The organism is Streptomyces sp. NPDC054956 (assembly GCF_053609185.1).
The window spans coordinates 1-15,221 of the sequence record NZ_JBSGXB010000184.1 but is presented as its reverse complement, the minus strand read 5'-3'; the positions used below and the strand labels follow the sequence as shown (position 1 = coordinate 15,221).

13 protein-coding genes are annotated in these 15,221 nt (G+C 71.2%); 8 read left to right on the top strand and 5 right to left on the bottom strand.

Going from position 1 to position 15,221, the window contains the following annotated elements; genetic code table 11:
• The first annotated feature begins 266 nt into the window (after positions 1–266).
• Positions 267–1,427, top strand: coding sequence for an alkaline phosphatase PhoX (locus tag ACWGDE_RS25240; protein WP_453391304.1), 1,161 nt, complete (start codon positions 267–269; stop codon positions 1,425–1,427).
• Between the two features lie 130 nt (positions 1,428–1,557).
• On the opposite strand, the gene ACWGDE_RS25235 is transcribed toward ACWGDE_RS25240, so the two are convergent.
• The 3 genes from ACWGDE_RS25235 to dusB all read right to left on the bottom strand — a co-directional run bounded on the left by ACWGDE_RS25235 (position 1,558) and on the right by dusB (position 7,325).
• Positions 1,558–2,637: a helix-turn-helix domain-containing protein gene (locus ACWGDE_RS25235; RefSeq protein WP_453391303.1), complete on the bottom strand. Its 1,080-nt coding sequence runs from the start codon at positions 2,635–2,637 to the stop codon at positions 1,558–1,560.
• A 460-nt stretch (positions 2,638–3,097) separates the two neighbouring features.
• Positions 3,098–5,806 (bottom strand): pyruvate, phosphate dikinase, encoded by a 2,709-nt coding sequence (ppdK, locus tag ACWGDE_RS25230; protein WP_453391302.1) that lies wholly within the window; start codon positions 5,804–5,806, stop codon positions 3,098–3,100.
• Positions 5,807–6,182: 376 nt separating this feature from the next.
• Positions 6,183–7,325, bottom strand: a complete 1,143-nt coding sequence (dusB, locus tag ACWGDE_RS25225) for a tRNA dihydrouridine synthase DusB (RefSeq protein WP_453391301.1) — start codon at positions 7,323–7,325, stop codon at positions 6,183–6,185.
• Positions 7,326–7,389: 64 nt separating this feature from the next.
• On the opposite strand from dusB, the gene ACWGDE_RS25220 reads away from it, so the two are divergent.
• Positions 7,390–8,850 carry an MFS transporter gene (locus ACWGDE_RS25220; RefSeq protein ID WP_453391300.1) on the top strand — a complete coding sequence of 487 codons (1,461 nt, stop codon included), beginning with the start codon at positions 7,390–7,392 and terminating at the stop codon, positions 8,848–8,850.
• 864 nt (positions 8,851–9,714) lie between these two features.
• Here ACWGDE_RS25220 and ACWGDE_RS25215 read toward each other — a convergent pair.
• Both ACWGDE_RS25215 and ACWGDE_RS25210 read right to left on the bottom strand, forming a co-directional pair.
• Positions 9,715–10,431, bottom strand: a complete 717-nt coding sequence (locus ACWGDE_RS25215; RefSeq protein ID WP_453391299.1) for a DUF6215 domain-containing protein — start codon at positions 10,429–10,431, stop codon at positions 9,715–9,717.
• Between the two features lie 214 nt (positions 10,432–10,645).
• A complete protein-coding gene (locus ACWGDE_RS25210) occupies positions 10,646–11,101 on the bottom strand; it encodes a MarR family winged helix-turn-helix transcriptional regulator (RefSeq protein WP_453391298.1) in 456 nt (151 codons plus the stop codon).
• Positions 11,102–11,191: 90 nt separating this feature from the next.
• On the opposite strand from ACWGDE_RS25210, the gene ACWGDE_RS25205 reads away from it, so the two are divergent.
• From ACWGDE_RS25205 to ACWGDE_RS25180, 6 genes are all read left to right on the top strand, one after another.
• Positions 11,192–11,536, top strand: a complete 345-nt coding sequence (locus ACWGDE_RS25205) for a DoxX family protein (protein ID WP_453391297.1) — start codon at positions 11,192–11,194, stop codon at positions 11,534–11,536.
• A gap of 161 nt (positions 11,537–11,697) precedes the next feature.
• Positions 11,698–12,114: a polyketide cyclase gene (locus ACWGDE_RS25200; RefSeq protein ID WP_453391296.1), complete on the top strand. Its 417-nt coding sequence runs from the start codon at positions 11,698–11,700 to the stop codon at positions 12,112–12,114.
• Entirely contained in the window at positions 12,114–12,542 is a 429-nt protein-coding gene (locus tag ACWGDE_RS25195; protein WP_453391295.1) for a MarR family winged helix-turn-helix transcriptional regulator, read from the top strand. The genes ACWGDE_RS25200 and ACWGDE_RS25195 overlap by 1 nt, the downstream gene beginning before the upstream one ends.
• A 107-nt stretch (positions 12,543–12,649) precedes the next feature.
• On the top strand, positions 12,650–13,702 hold the full coding sequence (locus ACWGDE_RS25190; protein ID WP_453391294.1) for an aldo/keto reductase: 1,053 nt from the start codon (positions 12,650–12,652) through the stop codon (positions 13,700–13,702).
• Between the two features lie 21 nt (positions 13,703–13,723).
• The gene (locus ACWGDE_RS25185; RefSeq protein WP_453391293.1) at positions 13,724–14,317 is read left to right on the top strand and encodes a TetR family transcriptional regulator; all 594 of its coding nucleotides are present in this window, start codon (positions 13,724–13,726) and stop codon (positions 14,315–14,317) included.
• 123 nt (positions 14,318–14,440) lie between these two features.
• On the top strand, positions 14,441–15,166 hold the full coding sequence (locus ACWGDE_RS25180; protein ID WP_453391292.1) for a VC0807 family protein: 726 nt from the start codon (positions 14,441–14,443) through the stop codon (positions 15,164–15,166).
• Positions 15,167–15,221 lie beyond the last annotated feature (55 nt).

Genomic DNA, 15,221 nt, shown 5'->3' with positions numbered 1-15,221 from the left:
CTCACCCCGCCGCGTCCCGGCGGGCCCCGCGGGGACGCCCCGGGGGCCCGCCGGGACGCCCGTCGCCGATGCGGTGGAGGTCGACGCGGCCTTCTGGAAATACCGCCTCGAAATCCTGAAATCCTCCTGTCGGATTGCCCCCGCGCCGGTCGCCCCCGCGCCATATGGAATTGACGTCACGTCAACTCGGCGGTTCTAAGTTCCTCGACGCGTGTGCGACTCCGCGTCCGGCCGGCCGCGGAGCTTCTCCTCCCACAGGAGTGACCGTGGAACGTCGTACCTTCCTTCGCGGGGCCGTCATCGGCACCTCTGCCGCCGCCTTCGGCGGCACGCTGATGCACGGGGCGGCCTACGCGGCCCCCGCCCAGCCCGGCCCGGGCCCCTACGGCGCGCTCGGCGCGGCGGACGCGAACGGCATCATGCTCCCCAGCGGTTTCACCAGCCGGGTCATCGCCCGCTCGAGCCAGACCGTCAGCGGGACCTCGTACACCTGGCACAGCGCCCCCGACGGCGGCGCCTGCTTCGCGGACGGCTCGGGCTGGATCTACGTGTCGAACTCGGAGATCAACCCCTCCGGCGGCGCGAGCGCGGTCACGTTCGACTCCTCCGGCACCATCACCGGCGCCTACCGGATCCTGTCCAGCACCCGGCAGAACTGCGCCGGCGGCAAGACCCCGTGGAACACGTGGCTGTCCTGCGAGGAGGTCAGCCTCGGCTACGTCTACGAGACCGACCCGTACGGCGTGAACGCGGCCGTGCAGCGCCCGGCCATGGGCCGGTTCAAGCACGAGGCCGCCGCCGCCGACCCCGTCCGCCAGGCGGTCTACCTGACCGAGGACGAGACGAACGGCTGCTTCTACCGGTTCCTCCCCACCACCTGGGGCAACCTCTCCTCCGGCACCCTCCAGGTCCTGGTCGCCGGAAGCGGCACCTCGGGCTCCTTCACCTGGCAGAACGTCCCGGACCCGGACGGCTCCCCGACCACCACCCGCACGCAGGTGTCCGGCGCCAAGCACTTCAACGGCGGCGAGGGCTGCCACTACGCCAACGACCAGGTCTGGTTCACGACCAAGGGCGACAACCGCGTCTGGCAGCTCAACCTCGCGAACAGCACCTACGAGCTGGCCTACGACGACTCCCTGGTGGTCGGCGGGGGCGCCCCGCTGACGGGCGTCGACAACGTCACCGGGTCCACGTACGGCGACCTGTACGTGGCCGAGGACGGCGGCAACCTGGAGATCTGCGTGATCACCCCGGACGACGTGGTCGCCCCCTTCCTGCGGGTCACGGGCCAGTCCTCCTCGGAGATCACCGGCCCGGCCTTCTCCCCCGCCGGAAACCGCCTCTACTTCAGCAGCCAGCGCGGCACGAGCGGCAACTCCAGCGGCGGCATCACGTACGAGGTAACGGGCCCGTTCCGCGTCTGACGGCCGCCGGGGCAAACCCAGCCCCGCCGGCGTTTGAGGCGCGGGGTCCGGGGCGGAGCCCCGGGAACGGCGCCGCACGGCACCGCCATCCGCACCCCGGCGGGGAGGAACCCGCCGGGGTGCGGCCCCGTCACGAGACCACGGCCCCACCCTTGAGCAGCGCAGCACCCAGCGGGGTCACCGTGTGCAGCACCGCGTTCCCCCGCCGCAGCGTGGTGACCAGCCCCGCCTCCCGCATGACACCGGCATGCTGGCTCGCGGAGGCCAGCGAAACCCCCGCGCGCCGGGCCAGCTCGCTCGTGGTGGCCCCGTCGCCGATCGCCTGGAGCACCACCGAGCGGGTGTGCCCGACGAGCTTGCCCAGGGTCCGCTGGCGGTGCTGGCGCTGCTCCTCGGCCGGCCGGGTGGCCTCGCAGCCGGGCTGGGCCGAGGCCAGCTCGGCCGCGGCCGGGTAGACCAGTACCGGCGGCAGCTCCGGATCGTGCAGCGTCACCGCCGTGCGCCGGCAGAAGAACGAGGGCTGGAGCAGCAGCCCGCGCCCCCGTAGCCGTACGTCCCGGTCCACGGGGTAGTCGCACTCCAGCACCGGAGCCCGCCAGCGCAGCATCGACGGCAGGGAGGCGAGCAGTTCGTCCGCTCCCCCGTCGAGCAGCGCCCGGCCGCGTGCGGCCCGCTCGGCCTCGATCTGGGCCTGGATGTGGGTCCAGTACGGCTCCACGGCCGCCCGGTGGTAGCCGCGCAGCTCGGCCAGGAGCCGGGGCAGGTGCGCGGTGGAGTCCTCCATGAGGTCGCGCAGCCGTCGGGGGACCTGCCCGTCGGCGCCCGCGCCCGTACCGGCCGCCGAGGGCATCCCGAAGGCCGCCGCCATTCCCGAGCCCGCTCCCGCCCCCTTGCCGAGCAGCACGAGCTCGCGCCGCATCCGCTCGGGGCGGATCGCGCGCAGGGCGTCGAGGCCGACGTCCCATCCGTACTGCCCCTCGACGGGGGTGAGGAAATCGGGGAAATAGCCGCGGCTCGGTATCAGCGCGCCGAGGAGCCGTGTTTCAGCATTCAACCTGCTCCGGGTTTCCGTACGCCAATCGCCGAAGAGCCGGGCATCCCGCCGGTCTCTTAATCGGTGAAAACTCAGAATCGTTTCCCACAACGCATCGGGACGCCCTGCCATCCTTACGCGTGCCAGGTCCACTCCAGTGAAATGGATACGCAGCACCGAACCCCCACCTGTGCAACCGCAATCCCCCCGCCCCACGAGTATGCATGCCGTCACACGTGGTCACCATGGCCTTTCAGCCACAGTTGAAACCCCTTTCGGCGGGGGCGTGACAACCGAAATCCTGTACTCCGCCGGGCACACTCCGGCGCGACCGAAACGCTCCGCGAAGGCCGTGGGGGGCTTTGCGGGGCCTGGCGGTCGGTCGCACCGGGAAGCGCCGACGTGTCCGGCGGATTGGCGGCAGGCGGTGGACGGGTGGGGATCCGTCCACCGCCTGTTGCCGTTAAGGCGGGTGGAACAACATTGAACGAATATTCACCGGCCCGCGGGCGGCGGGAACGCGGCCCCCGGGAACGGAACCCCGGCGGCCGGTAAATAGGTGCGCCTGCCGCCGGGTGTCAGGGAACCCGGGGGCAGGCGCGGTCCAAGTGGGGCCCCGTGACGGGGCCCGGGAGGGTCAGCGGCTGTCGCTGCCCTTCGCCTCGGCGGCGGCACGGCCGGCCTCCAGGCGCGCGACCGGAATCCGGAACGGCGAGCAGGAGACGTAGTCGAGGCCTACTTCGTGGAAGAAGTGGACGGACTCGGGGTCGCCGCCGTGCTCTCCGCAGACGCCGAGCTTGAGGTCGGGGCGGGTGGCCCGGCCGGCCTCGACCGCGCTGCGGACCAGGGAGCCGACGCCGTCGCGGTCGATGGTCTCGAAGGGCGAGACCCCGAAGATGCCCTTCTCCAGGTAGGCGGTGAAGAAGCTGGCCTCGACGTCGTCGCGGGAGAAGCCCCACACCGTCTGGGTCAGGTCGTTCGTGCCGAAGGAGAAGAACTGCGCGGCCTCGGCGATCTGGCCGGCGGTCAGCGCGGCGCGCGGCAGCTCGATCATCGTGCCGATGGTCAGCTTGAGGTTGGTGCCGGTGGCGGCCTCGACCTCGGCGATGATCGCGTCGGCCTCCTCGCGGACGATCTCCAGCTCCTGGACGGTGCCCACGAGCGGGACCATGATCTCGGCGCGCGGGTCGCCCTTGGCGTTCTTGCGCTCGGCCGCGGCCTCGGCGATCGCCCGGACCTGCATGGCGAACAGACCGGGGATGACCAGGCCGAGGCGGACGCCGCGCAGACCCAGCATCGGGTTCTGCTCGTGCAGCTTGTGCACGGCCTGGAGCAGGCGCAGGTCGTTCTCGTTGGCGTCCTTGCGGGACTCGGCGAGGGCGACGCGCACCGACAGCTCGGTGATGTCGGGCAGGAACTCGTGCAGCGGCGGGTCGAGCAGGCGGACGGTGACGGGCAGCCCGTCCATCGCCTCGAACAGCTCGACGAAGTCCTTCTTCTGCAGCGGCAGGAGGGCGTCCAGCGCCCCCTCGCGCTCCTCGTCGGTGTCCGCGAGGATCAGGCGCTCGACCATCTCGCGGCGCTCGCCGAGGAACATGTGCTCGGTGCGGCACAGGCCGATGCCCTGGGCGCCGAAGCGGCGGGCGCGCAGCGCGTCCTCGGCGTTGTCGGCGTTGGCTCGCACCCGCAGACGGCGGACGCGGTCCGCGTAGGCCATGATCCGGTGCACGGCGGCGACCAGCTCGTCGGCGTCGTCGGCGCCGGCGTGCATGCGGCCCTCGAAGTACTCGACGACCGGGGACGGTACGACGGGTACCTCACCGAGGTAGACCTTGCCGGTGGAGCCGTCGATGGAGACGACGTCGCCCTCTTCGACGACCGTCCCGCCGACCGTCATGCGGCGGCGCTTGGTGTCCACCTCGAGGTCCTCGGCGCCGCAGACACAGGTCTTGCCCATGCCGCGGGCGACGACGGCGGCGTGCGAGGTCTTGCCGCCGCGGGAGGTCAGGATGCCCTCGGAGGCGATCATGCCGTCCAGGTCGTCCGGGTTGGTCTCGCGGCGGATCAGGATGACCTTCTCGCCGGAGCGGGACCACTTGACGGCCGTGTAGGAGTCGAAGACGGCCTTGCCGACGGCCGCGCCCGGGGAAGCGGCGATGCCGCGGCCCAGCAGCGTGGTCTTGGCGCCCTCGTCGAAGCGCGGGAACATCAGCTGCGCGAGCTGGGCGCCGTTGACGCGCTGGAGGGCCTCGGCCTCGTCGATCAGGCCCTGGTCCACGAGCTGCGTGGCGATGCGGAAGGCGGCACCGGCGGTGCGCTTGCCGACGCGGGTCTGGAGCATCCACAGCTGGCCGCGCTCGATGGTGAACTCGATGTCGCAGAGATCCTTGTAGTGGGTCTCCAGCGTCGTCATGATCGTCATGAGCTGGTCGTACGAGACCTTGTCGATGGTCTCCAGGTCCGCGAGCGGGACGGTGTTGCGGATGCCCGCGACCACGTCCTCGCCCTGGGCGTTCTGGAGGTAGTCGCCGTAGACGCCCGCGTGGCCGGTGGCCGGGTCGCGGGTGAAGGCGACGCCCGTGCCCGAGTCCGGGCCGAGGTTGCCGAAGACCATGGAGCAGATGTTGACCGCGGTGCCCAGGTCGCTCGGGATGCGCTCCTGGCGGCGGTAGAGCTTGGCGCGGTCGGTGTTCCAGGAGTTGAAGACCGCTTCGACGGCGAGGTCGAGCTGCTCGCGGGCGTCCTGCGGGAACTCGCGGCCGGCCTGCTTGGCGACGATCTTCTTGAAGCGGGTGACCAGCTTCTTCAGGTCGGCGGCGTCGAGGTCGGTGTCGACGGTGACCTTCTTGGCGGCCTTGGCCTCGTCGAGGGCTTCCTCGAAGAGCTCGCCGTCGACGCCCAGGACGGTCTTGCCGAACATCTGGATGAGGCGGCGGTACGAGTCCCACGCGAAGCGCTCGTTGCCGGCCTGCGCGGCGAGCCCGGTGACGGACTCGTCGGAGAGGCCGATGTTGAGGACCGTGTCCATCATGCCGGGCATCGAGAACTTCGCACCGGAGCGCACGGAGACCAGCAGCGGGTCGTCCGACTGGCCGAGCTTCTTGCCCATCTTCGCCTCGAGGGCGGCGAGGTGCGCGCTGACCTCCTCGCGCAGCTCGGCCGGGGCCTCGCCGCTTTCGAGGTAGACCTTGCAGGCCTCGGTGGTGATGGTGAAGCCGGGAGGGACCGGCAGACCCAGGTTGGTCATCTCGGCGAGGTTGGCACCCTTGCCGCCGAGAAGGTCCTTGAGGTCGCGGTTGCCCTCCGTGAAGTCGTAGACGAACTTCTGATCTTTGTTTTCCGACACGGGTCTCGACTCCTCGAGGCTCGGGTGGCTGCCCTGACGGCCAGGAACATACCCAGATCGAAGGCTTATGGGTACGTCCACTTGGTCGTCATGTGGCCGTAACCACCCGCCCGCCACCAGATCGAAAGTAACTGGTGAGTAGCCAGAACCTACGAAGAGCGTTCACATCCCGAAGGGTGAAGGGCCTCCTGAGGCCTGATCCCGCTCGGATGAGCGATCATCGATACATTTGCGTTCAATACTTGAACGCACAAAGGGTGGCACCCAGTGCCACCCTTTGAAAGTCTTACCCGTGACCAACGCGCTCATCTGAGCGAAACCTCACCCATGCGTGGCGTATGTCACGCCGCCCGTGGCACGTTTTGCCAGCGAATTCTCAGCCTCCGGACGTGTCCAGTTCGGCTTCCTCGCTCACGCCCGCGCAGTCGTACGGATCGTTCAACCAGCCCTCGGGCAGGACAACCCGGTTGTTTCCGGACGTCCTGCCACGCGGACCGTCCGCACTCTCGGGCCAGGGCTGATCCAGATCGAGCTCGCTCAAATGAGCATCCAGTTCGGCCAGGGAAGAGGTCACGGCGAGCTTCTGCCGCATCTCCGAACCCACCGAGAAGCCCTTGGTGTACCAGGCCACGTGCTTACGGAAGTCGATCACCCCGCGCGCCTCGTCACCGATCCACTCCCCCAGCAGTTCGGCGTGCCGGAGCATGGTCCGGGCGACCTCGCGCAGCGTGGGCTTGTGGAAGTCCTCGGGGCGCCCCTCGAAGGCCGCCACCAGGTCGTTGAACAGCCACGGCCGCCCCAGGCAGCCGCGCCCGACGACCACGCCGTCGCAGCCGGTCTCGCGGACCATGCGCAGCGCGTCCTCGGCGCACCAGATGTCGCCGTTGCCGAGCACCGGGATCTCGGGCACGTGCTCCTTGAGCCGCGCGATGGCCTCCCAGTCGGCGGTGCCGCCGTAGTGCTGGGCGGTGGTGCGGCCGTGCAGGGCTATGGCGGTCACGCCCTCCTCGACGGCGATCCGGCCGGCGTCGAGATAGGTGAGGTGGTCGTCGTTGATGCCCTTGCGCATCTTCATCGTCACCGGCAGGTCGCCGGCGCCCGCGACGGCCTCGCGCAGGATCGCGCGCAGCAGGTTCCGCTTGTACGGGAGGGCCGAGCCGCCGCCCTTGCGGGTCACCTTGGGGACCGGGCAGCCGAAGTTGAGGTCGATGTGGTCGGCGCGGTCCTCCTCGACGATCATGCGGACCGCCTTGCCGACCGTCACCGGGTCCACCCCGTACAGCTGGATCGAACGAGGCTTCTCGGTCTCGTCGAAGTGGATCAGCTGCATGGTCTTCTCGTTGCGCTCGACCAGGGCCCGGGTCGTGATCATCTCGCTCACGAACAGCCCCTTGCCGCCCGAGAACTCGCGGCACAGGGTTCGGAACGGGGCATTGGTGATGCCTGCCATCGGCGCGAGCACCACCGGGGGCTGCACGGTGTGCGGGCCGATCGCGAGAGGCGGAGGGAGCGTGGTCATCCCCCCATTGTCGCCCAGGCGCGCCCTACGTCATATTTCTTTAGTTAGGCGTACTATCCGCATCATGAGCGACTTGAGCCCCAGAAGGCGGCTGCTCGTCCTGGCGATCTGCTGCATGAGCCTGCTCATCGTCAGCCTCGACAACACCGTCCTCAACGTGGCACTCCCCGCGATGCGACGCGATTTCGACGCCTCCGTGGCCGGCATGCAGTGGAGCATCGACGCATACACGCTGGTCCTGGCCGCGTTCCTGATACTGGCCGGCTCCACGGCCGACCGGATCGGCCGCCGCAAGGTCTTCGCCGTCGGCCTCGTCCTCTTCACCCTCGGCTCGCTGCTCTGCTCGCTCGCGCCGAGCCTGGAGTGGTTCATCGTCTTCCGGATGATGCAGGCGGTGGGCGGCTCGATGCTCAACCCGGTCGCCATGTCGATCATCACCAACACCTTCACCGACCCGCGCGAGCGCGCCCGCGCCATCGGGGTGTGGGGCGCGGTGGTCGGCATCTCCATGGCCGCGGGCCCGCTGATCGGCGGCCTGCTCGTGGACTCCGTCGGCTGGCGCTCCATCTTCTGGATCAACCTCCCCGTCGGGGTGGTCGCCCTCGCTCTGACCCTGCGCTACATCGACGAGTCCCGGTCCGACCGTCCGCGCCGGCCGGACCCGGTCGGGCAGCTGCTGGTCATGCTCCTGCTCGGCTCGATCACCTACGGGATCATCGAGGCCCCGGCCGCCGGCCCCACCTCCCCGCTGATCCTCGGCTGCGCCGTCCTCGCCGTCGCCTCGCTGGTGGGGCTCCTGGTGTACGAGTCCAGGCGCGAGGAGCCCCTGATCGACCCGCGGTTCTTCCGCAGCGCCCCCTTCAGCGGGGCCACGGTGATCGCGGTCAGCGCCTTCGCCGCGATGTCCGGGTTCCTGTTCCTGAACACCCTCTACCTCCAGGACGTACGGGGCCTCGACGCCCTGCACGCCGGCCTGTACATGCTCCCCATGGCGACGCTGGCCTTCCTCTGCGCCCCGGTGTCCGGCCGGCTGGTCGGCAGCCGCGGACCGCGGCTGCCGCTGGCGATCGCGGGGGTGGCCATGGCGGCGAGCGGCCTCCTCTTCGCCGCGTTCGCCGCGGAGTCCTCCGACCGGCTCCTGTTCGGCGGGTACGTGCTCTTCGGACTCGGTTTCGGCATGGTCAACGCCCCGATCACCGACACCGCCCTCTCCGGCATGCCGCGCGCCCAGGCGGGCGTGGCCGCGGCCCTGGCCTCCACCAGCCGGCAGACCGGCGGAGCCCTGGGCGTGGCGATCGTCGGCGCGGTCCTGGCCGCCGGCATGGCCGGTGCCCCCGCCACCGCATCCGCCTTCGTCGAGGCGGCCCGCCCCGCCTGGTGGATCATCACGGCGTGCGGCGCCCTGGTCCTCCTGGTGGGCCTGGCCACCACAGGCCCCTGGGCCCGCACCACAGCCCTCCACACGGCCGCCACCCTGACCCCACCCCCCACCCCCACCCGAACGGGGACCCCGCCGGGGGCCTGACGCTGCGCGGGCGGGGACAGAGCTCAGCGCTGCGTGGACAGGCGGCCTACGGCTCCGCACCCGGAACCCCGCCCCTGGGCCGGGCGAGCCCGGATCAACCGTCCGCGAGGCGCGGCCCAGCGGGTACGAGCCCAGGCGTGGGGCCCCGGCGCAGCCCGGGGGACAGGAGTCGGGACGCAGACCCGGACCTACGAATCCTGGAGCGGCCCTAGGCGCAGGAGCCCCGGCGCAGCCCAAGGGACAGAAGCCGGGACGCAGACCCGGACCTAGGAATCCTGGAGCGGCCTTGGGCCACAGGGGCCCCGGCGCAGCCCGGGCACAGGAGTCCCGGCACGACCCCCGGGTGCGGGCGTCCGCGCGCAGCCCGGGGACACGAGTCTGGGTGCGGCCCCGGGATCAAGAGTCCCGGGGCAGCTCGGGGACCTGCAGCGCCCGGGCGCGGGCGTGGCCGCAGAGGCCCCGGCGTGGCCCCGGCACAGGACGAAGCCCCGGGCACAGGGGTCCGGACTCAGCCCCGCGGGCACGGGCCCGGACCACGCCCCCGGTGACACGGGCCGCGCGGCGCGTGTCACGGAACCCCCCGATCCGGGCGCGGCCTTGGGAGCAGTGACCCCGGGGCAGATCAGGGTCAGGAGTCCAGGGGCGGGCGGGCTACAGCTCCGTAGGCGGCGCCGCGCCCCTGGCCTCGGGGCGGGCGAAGGTAGGGGACTGGCTCCGCGCAGGTGGGCTCTCGCTCTCCGCCGGGGGCGGGCGCAGGCCTCGTACGGTTTGGTGCGGGTCGCGGGGTGCCTCGGGGGCACGGCGCCGCGTCGGGGTGTGCGCCGTCGGGTTGGGCGGCCCGGAGGGGATCGCGGGTGCCCGGGGTCAGGCGGTCGGGGGCCAGTCCGGGAGGGTCGGGAGGACCGTTTCGGCGACGCGGAGGAGCAGCGCGTCGTCCGGCACCCTGCCGTCCGTACGCCACAGGGCCACCTCGTAGGAGTTGCCGCCGTCCTGCCCGTCCTGGGCCACCACCAGGACTCTCGCCGGCACGCCGGGGCCGCTCTGGGCGTCGCTCCCGTCGCGGCGGAAGCCGATGCTGATGGTGCGGTCGGAGTAGATGACCGCCGGGCGGCCCAGCACCGTGCGCGGGGGCGCTCCGTTCCCCAGGACGGCTGCCGTCGTGGCCACCGGGAGGGAGTTGTAGGAGGCCGTCAGCGTCACCGTGCAGGTCGCGAACTCGATCCTGGCCGAGGGAGTGGCGATCTCCTTGCCGTCCACGGCCTTCACGGTGCCCGCGCTTCCGCCCGCGCTCTTCGCGATCTCCCCGGGCGTACCCAGCAGATCGGCGAGGTCCGGCCGGTTCAGCGCCGTGCAGAGCTGCGCGCCCGAGACCCGCCGGGCCGCCGCGCCACCCGCCTGCGCCGACCCCTTCGAGGGCTCCCCTCCCGAGCACGTGGCGGGTCGCGGCGCGCCGGTCGAGGACGCCGACTCCGCGGCGATCGCCCAGAAGCCGAGACCCAGTCCCCCTACGAGCGCCAAGGCCACGACGGCCTGTCCCCACGCCGCCACACCCCTGTTGGCCGCGTCGAAATCCTCCGCCATGTCCCCCACCTGCCATGATCCCCCGATACGTGCCCGGGGAACATAACCCGTGATCATGAGGTGGACAAGGAAGTTTCGGTCGTCAGCCAGACGCCCCACCCGTGCGCCGCCACCGGGGGCCCGTCGGCGCGGCGTCGCGCACCGACACCCCGCCCGGCCGCGCACCGACACCCCGCCCGGCCGCGCCGAAGTCCCGTAACCCCGCCCCGCGCGGCTACTCCGCGCAGTCGAAGTCCTCGCCGCGCGAATCGATCCGCGCCAGCAGTCCCCGCAGGACGTCCTGGTCCTGCTCCGTCAGCCCCGCGAACAGTCCGTGCTCGACCGCGTCGAGGGCCGCGTTGGTCTTGGTCAGGGCGTCCGCCCCGGCATCGGTGATGGCGACGTTGTGGCGCCGCCGGTCGGCCGGGTCGCGGCGGCGTTCGGCGAATCCGCAGCCCTCGAGGTCGTTGAGGATCCCGACGAGCACGCTCGGGTCCACTTCCAGCCGCTCGGCGAGGGCGCGCTGGCCCATGGGGCCGCCGGCCAGGTGCATCAGGGTCATCGCGTGGCGCGGGGTCAGTCCGGCCGCGCCGAGCGCCTTCTTCATGCGGGTCTGGGTGACCGATCCGTGCCAGGCGAGCAGCAGGCCCAGCCGCTGCGGGGGGTGCGGGGAGTCCTGAGGCGCCGTCATGCCCACATCGTAACAACCCGGAAATGATTGCGTTCTGCCGATCGTTGATGCTATTCAATGGTTCATACTCATCGACCGTTGGAGTTCATCATGTTCATTGCCTACGCCGTCGTCGCGACCCTGCTCGCCCTCACGCTCACCACGTCCGCCACCCTCACGCTGCTGCGCAACCCGACGGTCACGTCGAACATGCGGACCGTCGGGGTTCCGGACTCCTGGCTGCCGCGCCTGGCCGGCCTCAAGGCCGCCGGCGCGATCGGCCTGGTCGCGGGCCTGTGGCTGACGCCGCTGGGCATCGCCGCCGCGACCGGCGTGACCCTCTACTTCGCCGGCGCGGTCCTCACCCACCTGCGCGCGAAGAACTACGAGCTCGCCCCGGCGGCCGTCCTGACCCTGGTCGCGGCGGCCGCCCTGATCCTGCGCGCGACGTCCTGACGGCAGCCCCGCGGCCGACACTCCTTGCCGACACCCCTCCCGGCCGGACTCCCGGCCGCGAGTCCGGCCGCGAGTCCGGCCGCGAGTTCGGCCGCGGCCTCCTGGACAGTTAATCTTCGCGTAGATAGTCTGCGCACAGAACATCTACCCAGGAGGCACCCATGTGGGAGTACGAGCACAGCGTTGAGACCACCGCCGCGCCCGAGGCGATCTGGACCCTGTGGGCCGACGTCGAGGGCTGGGGCACCTGGAACGCCGACATCGAGAAGATCGAGCTCCGCGGCTCCTTCGCGGCGGGCGCGGAGATCACCATGACCCCGGCCGGCCAGGACCCGGTGGAACTGCTCGTCGCCGAGGCGGTCGAGGGCGAGATGTTCGTCGACGAGGCGCGCTTCGACGGGCTGGTCCTGCGCACCACCCACCGGATCGACCGGCTCGGCCCGGACCGCAGCCGCGTGGTGTACCGGATGGAGATCAGCGGCGAGGGCGCCGACGAAGCCGGCCCGCACATCGGCCCGATGATCACCGCGGACTGGCCCGACACCATGGCCGCACTGGTCAGGGCGGCTCGGGGCTGATGGCCCTGACCCCGGGCGAGAGCCCCGGTTTCCTGCTCTGGCACGCCACCCTGCGCTGGCAGCGCGACATCGCCGCCGTACTGGGACCCCTGGACCTGACCCACGTGCAGTTCGTGCTGCTCGCCTGCACCTGGTGGCTCAACGGCCAGGGCGAGCACCCCAACCAGCAGGCACTGGCACGCCAGGCCGGCACCGACGTGAAGATGACCTCCCAGGTGGTGCGCACCCTCGAACAGAAGGGGCTCCTGGCGCGCGAGACCGACCCCGCGGACACGCGCGCCAAGCGGCTGCGCGTCACCGAAGCCGGGGCCGAGCTGGCGCCGCGGGCGATCGCAGCCGTCGAGGGAGTCGACGCGGAGTTCTTCGGGCCCGTCCCGCGCGAGGACGCGATCGCCCTGCTGGGCCGCCTGGCGCACCCGGAGTCCTGACCGCACGCACCCTCCCCCGCGGCCCGATCGCGCCGCCCCGCCGGGCACCGCCACACGGACGGGTGACAGATATTGAAATCTGTCACCCGTCATGCCATTCTCGTTCCATGACGACGAACGAGAACACCCACCCGACCCAGCCGACCGGCCCGACCCACTCGAAGCGCAGCCTCGGCACCACCGGCCCCGCGGTCTTCCCGCTGGGTCTGGGCTGCATGGGGATGTCCGCCCTCTACGGCGAGGCCGACCGGGCCGAGTCCCTGGCCACCATCCACGCGGCCCTCGACGCCGGCGTGACCCTTCTCGACACCGGCGACTTCTACGGCATGGGGCACAACGAGCTCCTCATCAACGAAGCCCTGCGCACCGCGCCCGCCGCGGCCCGCGAGCAGGCCCTGACCAGCGTGAAGTTCGGCGCCCTGCGTACGGTCGAGGGCGGTTTCACCGGATACGACGGGCGGCCGGAGGCCGTCAAGAACTTCCTGGCCTACTCGCTCCAGCGGCTCGGCCGGGACCACATCGACATCTACCGCATCGCCCGCGTGGACCCGGACGTCCCGATCGAGGAGACCGTCGGCGCCATCGCCGAGGCCGTCGAAGCCGGGCACGTCCGGCACATCGGGCTCTCCGAGGTCGGGGCGGACACGCTGCGCCGGGCCGCCGCCGTGGCCCCCATCGCCGACCTCCAGATCGAATACTCCCTGATCTCGCGCGGTATCGAGCAGGAGATCCTGCCGACGGCCCGCGAGCTCGGCATAGGCATCACGGCGTACGGGGTGCTGTCCCGCGGCCTGATCAGCGGGCACTTCACCCGCGAGCGGGCGCTGGCCCCCGGCGATTTCCGCGGGATGAGCCCGCGCTTCCAGGGCGACAACCTCGACCGGAACCTCGACCTCGTCGACGCCCTGCGCAAGGTCGCCGACGACAAGGGCGTCAGCGTGGCCCAGACCGCCATCGCCTGGGTGCTCTCGCGCGGCGAGGACATCGTGCCGCTGGTGGGTGCCCGGCGCCGCGACCGGCTCGCGGAGGCACTGGGTGCCATGGAGATGGTGCTCTCCCCCGCCGACCTCGCCGCGATCGAGGAGGCAGTCCCGGCCGGGTCCGCGGCCGGCGAGCGGTATCCGGCGGCGCAGATGGCCCACCTGGACAGCGAGCACTGATCCGGCTGTACGGTCGTACTCATGCCACCCGCAGCTGCCGAGCCCCTCACCCCCGAGCGCATCCTCGAAACCACCGAGGAGGTGCTGCGTCGCTTCGGCCCGACCAAGGCGACCGTGGTGGATGTGGCGCGGGCCCTGGGCGTCAGCCACGGCAGCGTGTACCGGCACTTCCCCTCGAAGGCGGCGCTGCGCGAGGCCGTCACCGACCGCTGGCTCGCCAAGAACGTGGTCATGCTGGAGGAGATCGTCTCGGCGGCCGCCGAGCCGGCACCCTCGAAGCTCGAGTCCTGGCTGGAGGCGCTGTTCGATGCCAAGCGCCAGAAGGCGGGCAAGGATCCGGAGCTGTTCGCGACGTACATGGTGCTGCTCGCCGAGAACAGCGGTGTGGTCGACCAGCATCTGACCCAGCTGATCGAGCAGCTGTCCCGGATCATCGGCGAAGGGGTCGCGGAGGGATCGCTCAGCGCCTCCGACGTACCGGCCGCCGCCCGGGCCGTGTTCGACGCCACCGGACGCTTCCACGATCCGCAGTACGCGGCGGACTGGCTGTCGCCGAACATCACGGCCGAGTTCGAGGCGGTCTCTGCCCTGGTCATCAGGGGTTTGCGCGCCTGACGTCTGGAACCGGCCAGTCCGGACAGCTTGATCATGATTTGGGGCGGCGGACCCTTGCCACGCCCCGGCCGTCTTCTTACGTTCCCCTTACCGCACATCATCAGGTCTGTTCCAGGGGGAACTTTGTCCACTCAGGAAGCAACGGCACCACGGTCCGACCCACCGGCCCGGTCCGGAGCCGCCGCCGCGATCGGCTGGGTCCTGACCATCGGCTTCAACGTGGTCGCTCCGATCCTCACGTACAACATGCTCACCGACCGGGGCTGGAGCGAGTTCGCCGCGCTGCTGGTCAGCGGCGTCTGGCCGGTGGTCGACTCCGCCGTCCACCTCGCCTGGCGGCGCAAGATCGACGAGTTCGCCGTGGTCACCCTGGTCTTCCTGGTGATCACCGCCCTCGTCACGCTGATCGGCGCGCATTCGGCGCGCGCGCTGCTGATCAAGGACTCGGGCGTGACCGGCCTGTTCGGGGTGCTCTGCCTCGCGACCCTGCTCGCGCCGCGTCCTCTGATGTTCTACTTCGGCCGGAAGTTCGGCACCGACGGGACGAAGGAGGGCGTCGCGTACTTCAACGGGCTCTGGCAGTACCCCGAGTTCCGCAAGGTGATGCGGCGGATGACCACCGTCTGGGGCGTCGCCTACCTGATCGAGGCCACCCTGCGGGTCGTGCTGGCCTTCCTGCTCGACACCGACACCATGGTGGTCGTCAGCCCGTTCCTGATCTACGGCTTCCTCGGCTCGCTGATCTTCTGGACCATCCGCTACTCGAAGCGGGCGCAGGCCGAGGGCGAGGCGCGGGCCGCGGCCGCCCTGGCCGCGGAGAACACCGCGCACGGCACGGCACCGGCGTAGCCGGACCCGGGCAACCGGCCCGGCATACGGCAGTGGCCCGGTGCGCGATGCGCAC

Coding starts and splice junctions, on each gene's coding strand:
- ACWGDE_RS25220 (WP_453391300.1), top strand. CDS start 7,390: ATGAGCGACTTGAGCCCCAGAAGGCGGCTGCTCGTCCTGGCGATCTGC.
- ACWGDE_RS25215 (WP_453391299.1), bottom strand. CDS start 10,431: ATGGCGGAGGATTTCGACGCGGCCAACAGGGGTGTGGCGGCGTGGGGA.
- ACWGDE_RS25205 (WP_453391297.1), top strand. CDS start 11,192: ATGTTCATTGCCTACGCCGTCGTCGCGACCCTGCTCGCCCTCACGCTC.
- ACWGDE_RS25190 (WP_453391294.1), top strand. CDS start 12,650: ATGACGACGAACGAGAACACCCACCCGACCCAGCCGACCGGCCCGACC.
- dusB (WP_453391301.1), bottom strand. CDS start 7,325: ATGACCACGCTCCCTCCGCCTCTCGCGATCGGCCCGCACACCGTGCAG.
- ACWGDE_RS25210 (WP_453391298.1), bottom strand. CDS start 11,101: ATGACGGCGCCTCAGGACTCCCCGCACCCCCCGCAGCGGCTGGGCCTG.
- ACWGDE_RS25200 (WP_453391296.1), top strand. CDS start 11,698: ATGTGGGAGTACGAGCACAGCGTTGAGACCACCGCCGCGCCCGAGGCG.
- ACWGDE_RS25185 (WP_453391293.1), top strand. CDS start 13,724: ATGCCACCCGCAGCTGCCGAGCCCCTCACCCCCGAGCGCATCCTCGAA.
- ACWGDE_RS25195 (WP_453391295.1), top strand. CDS start 12,114: ATGGCCCTGACCCCGGGCGAGAGCCCCGGTTTCCTGCTCTGGCACGCC.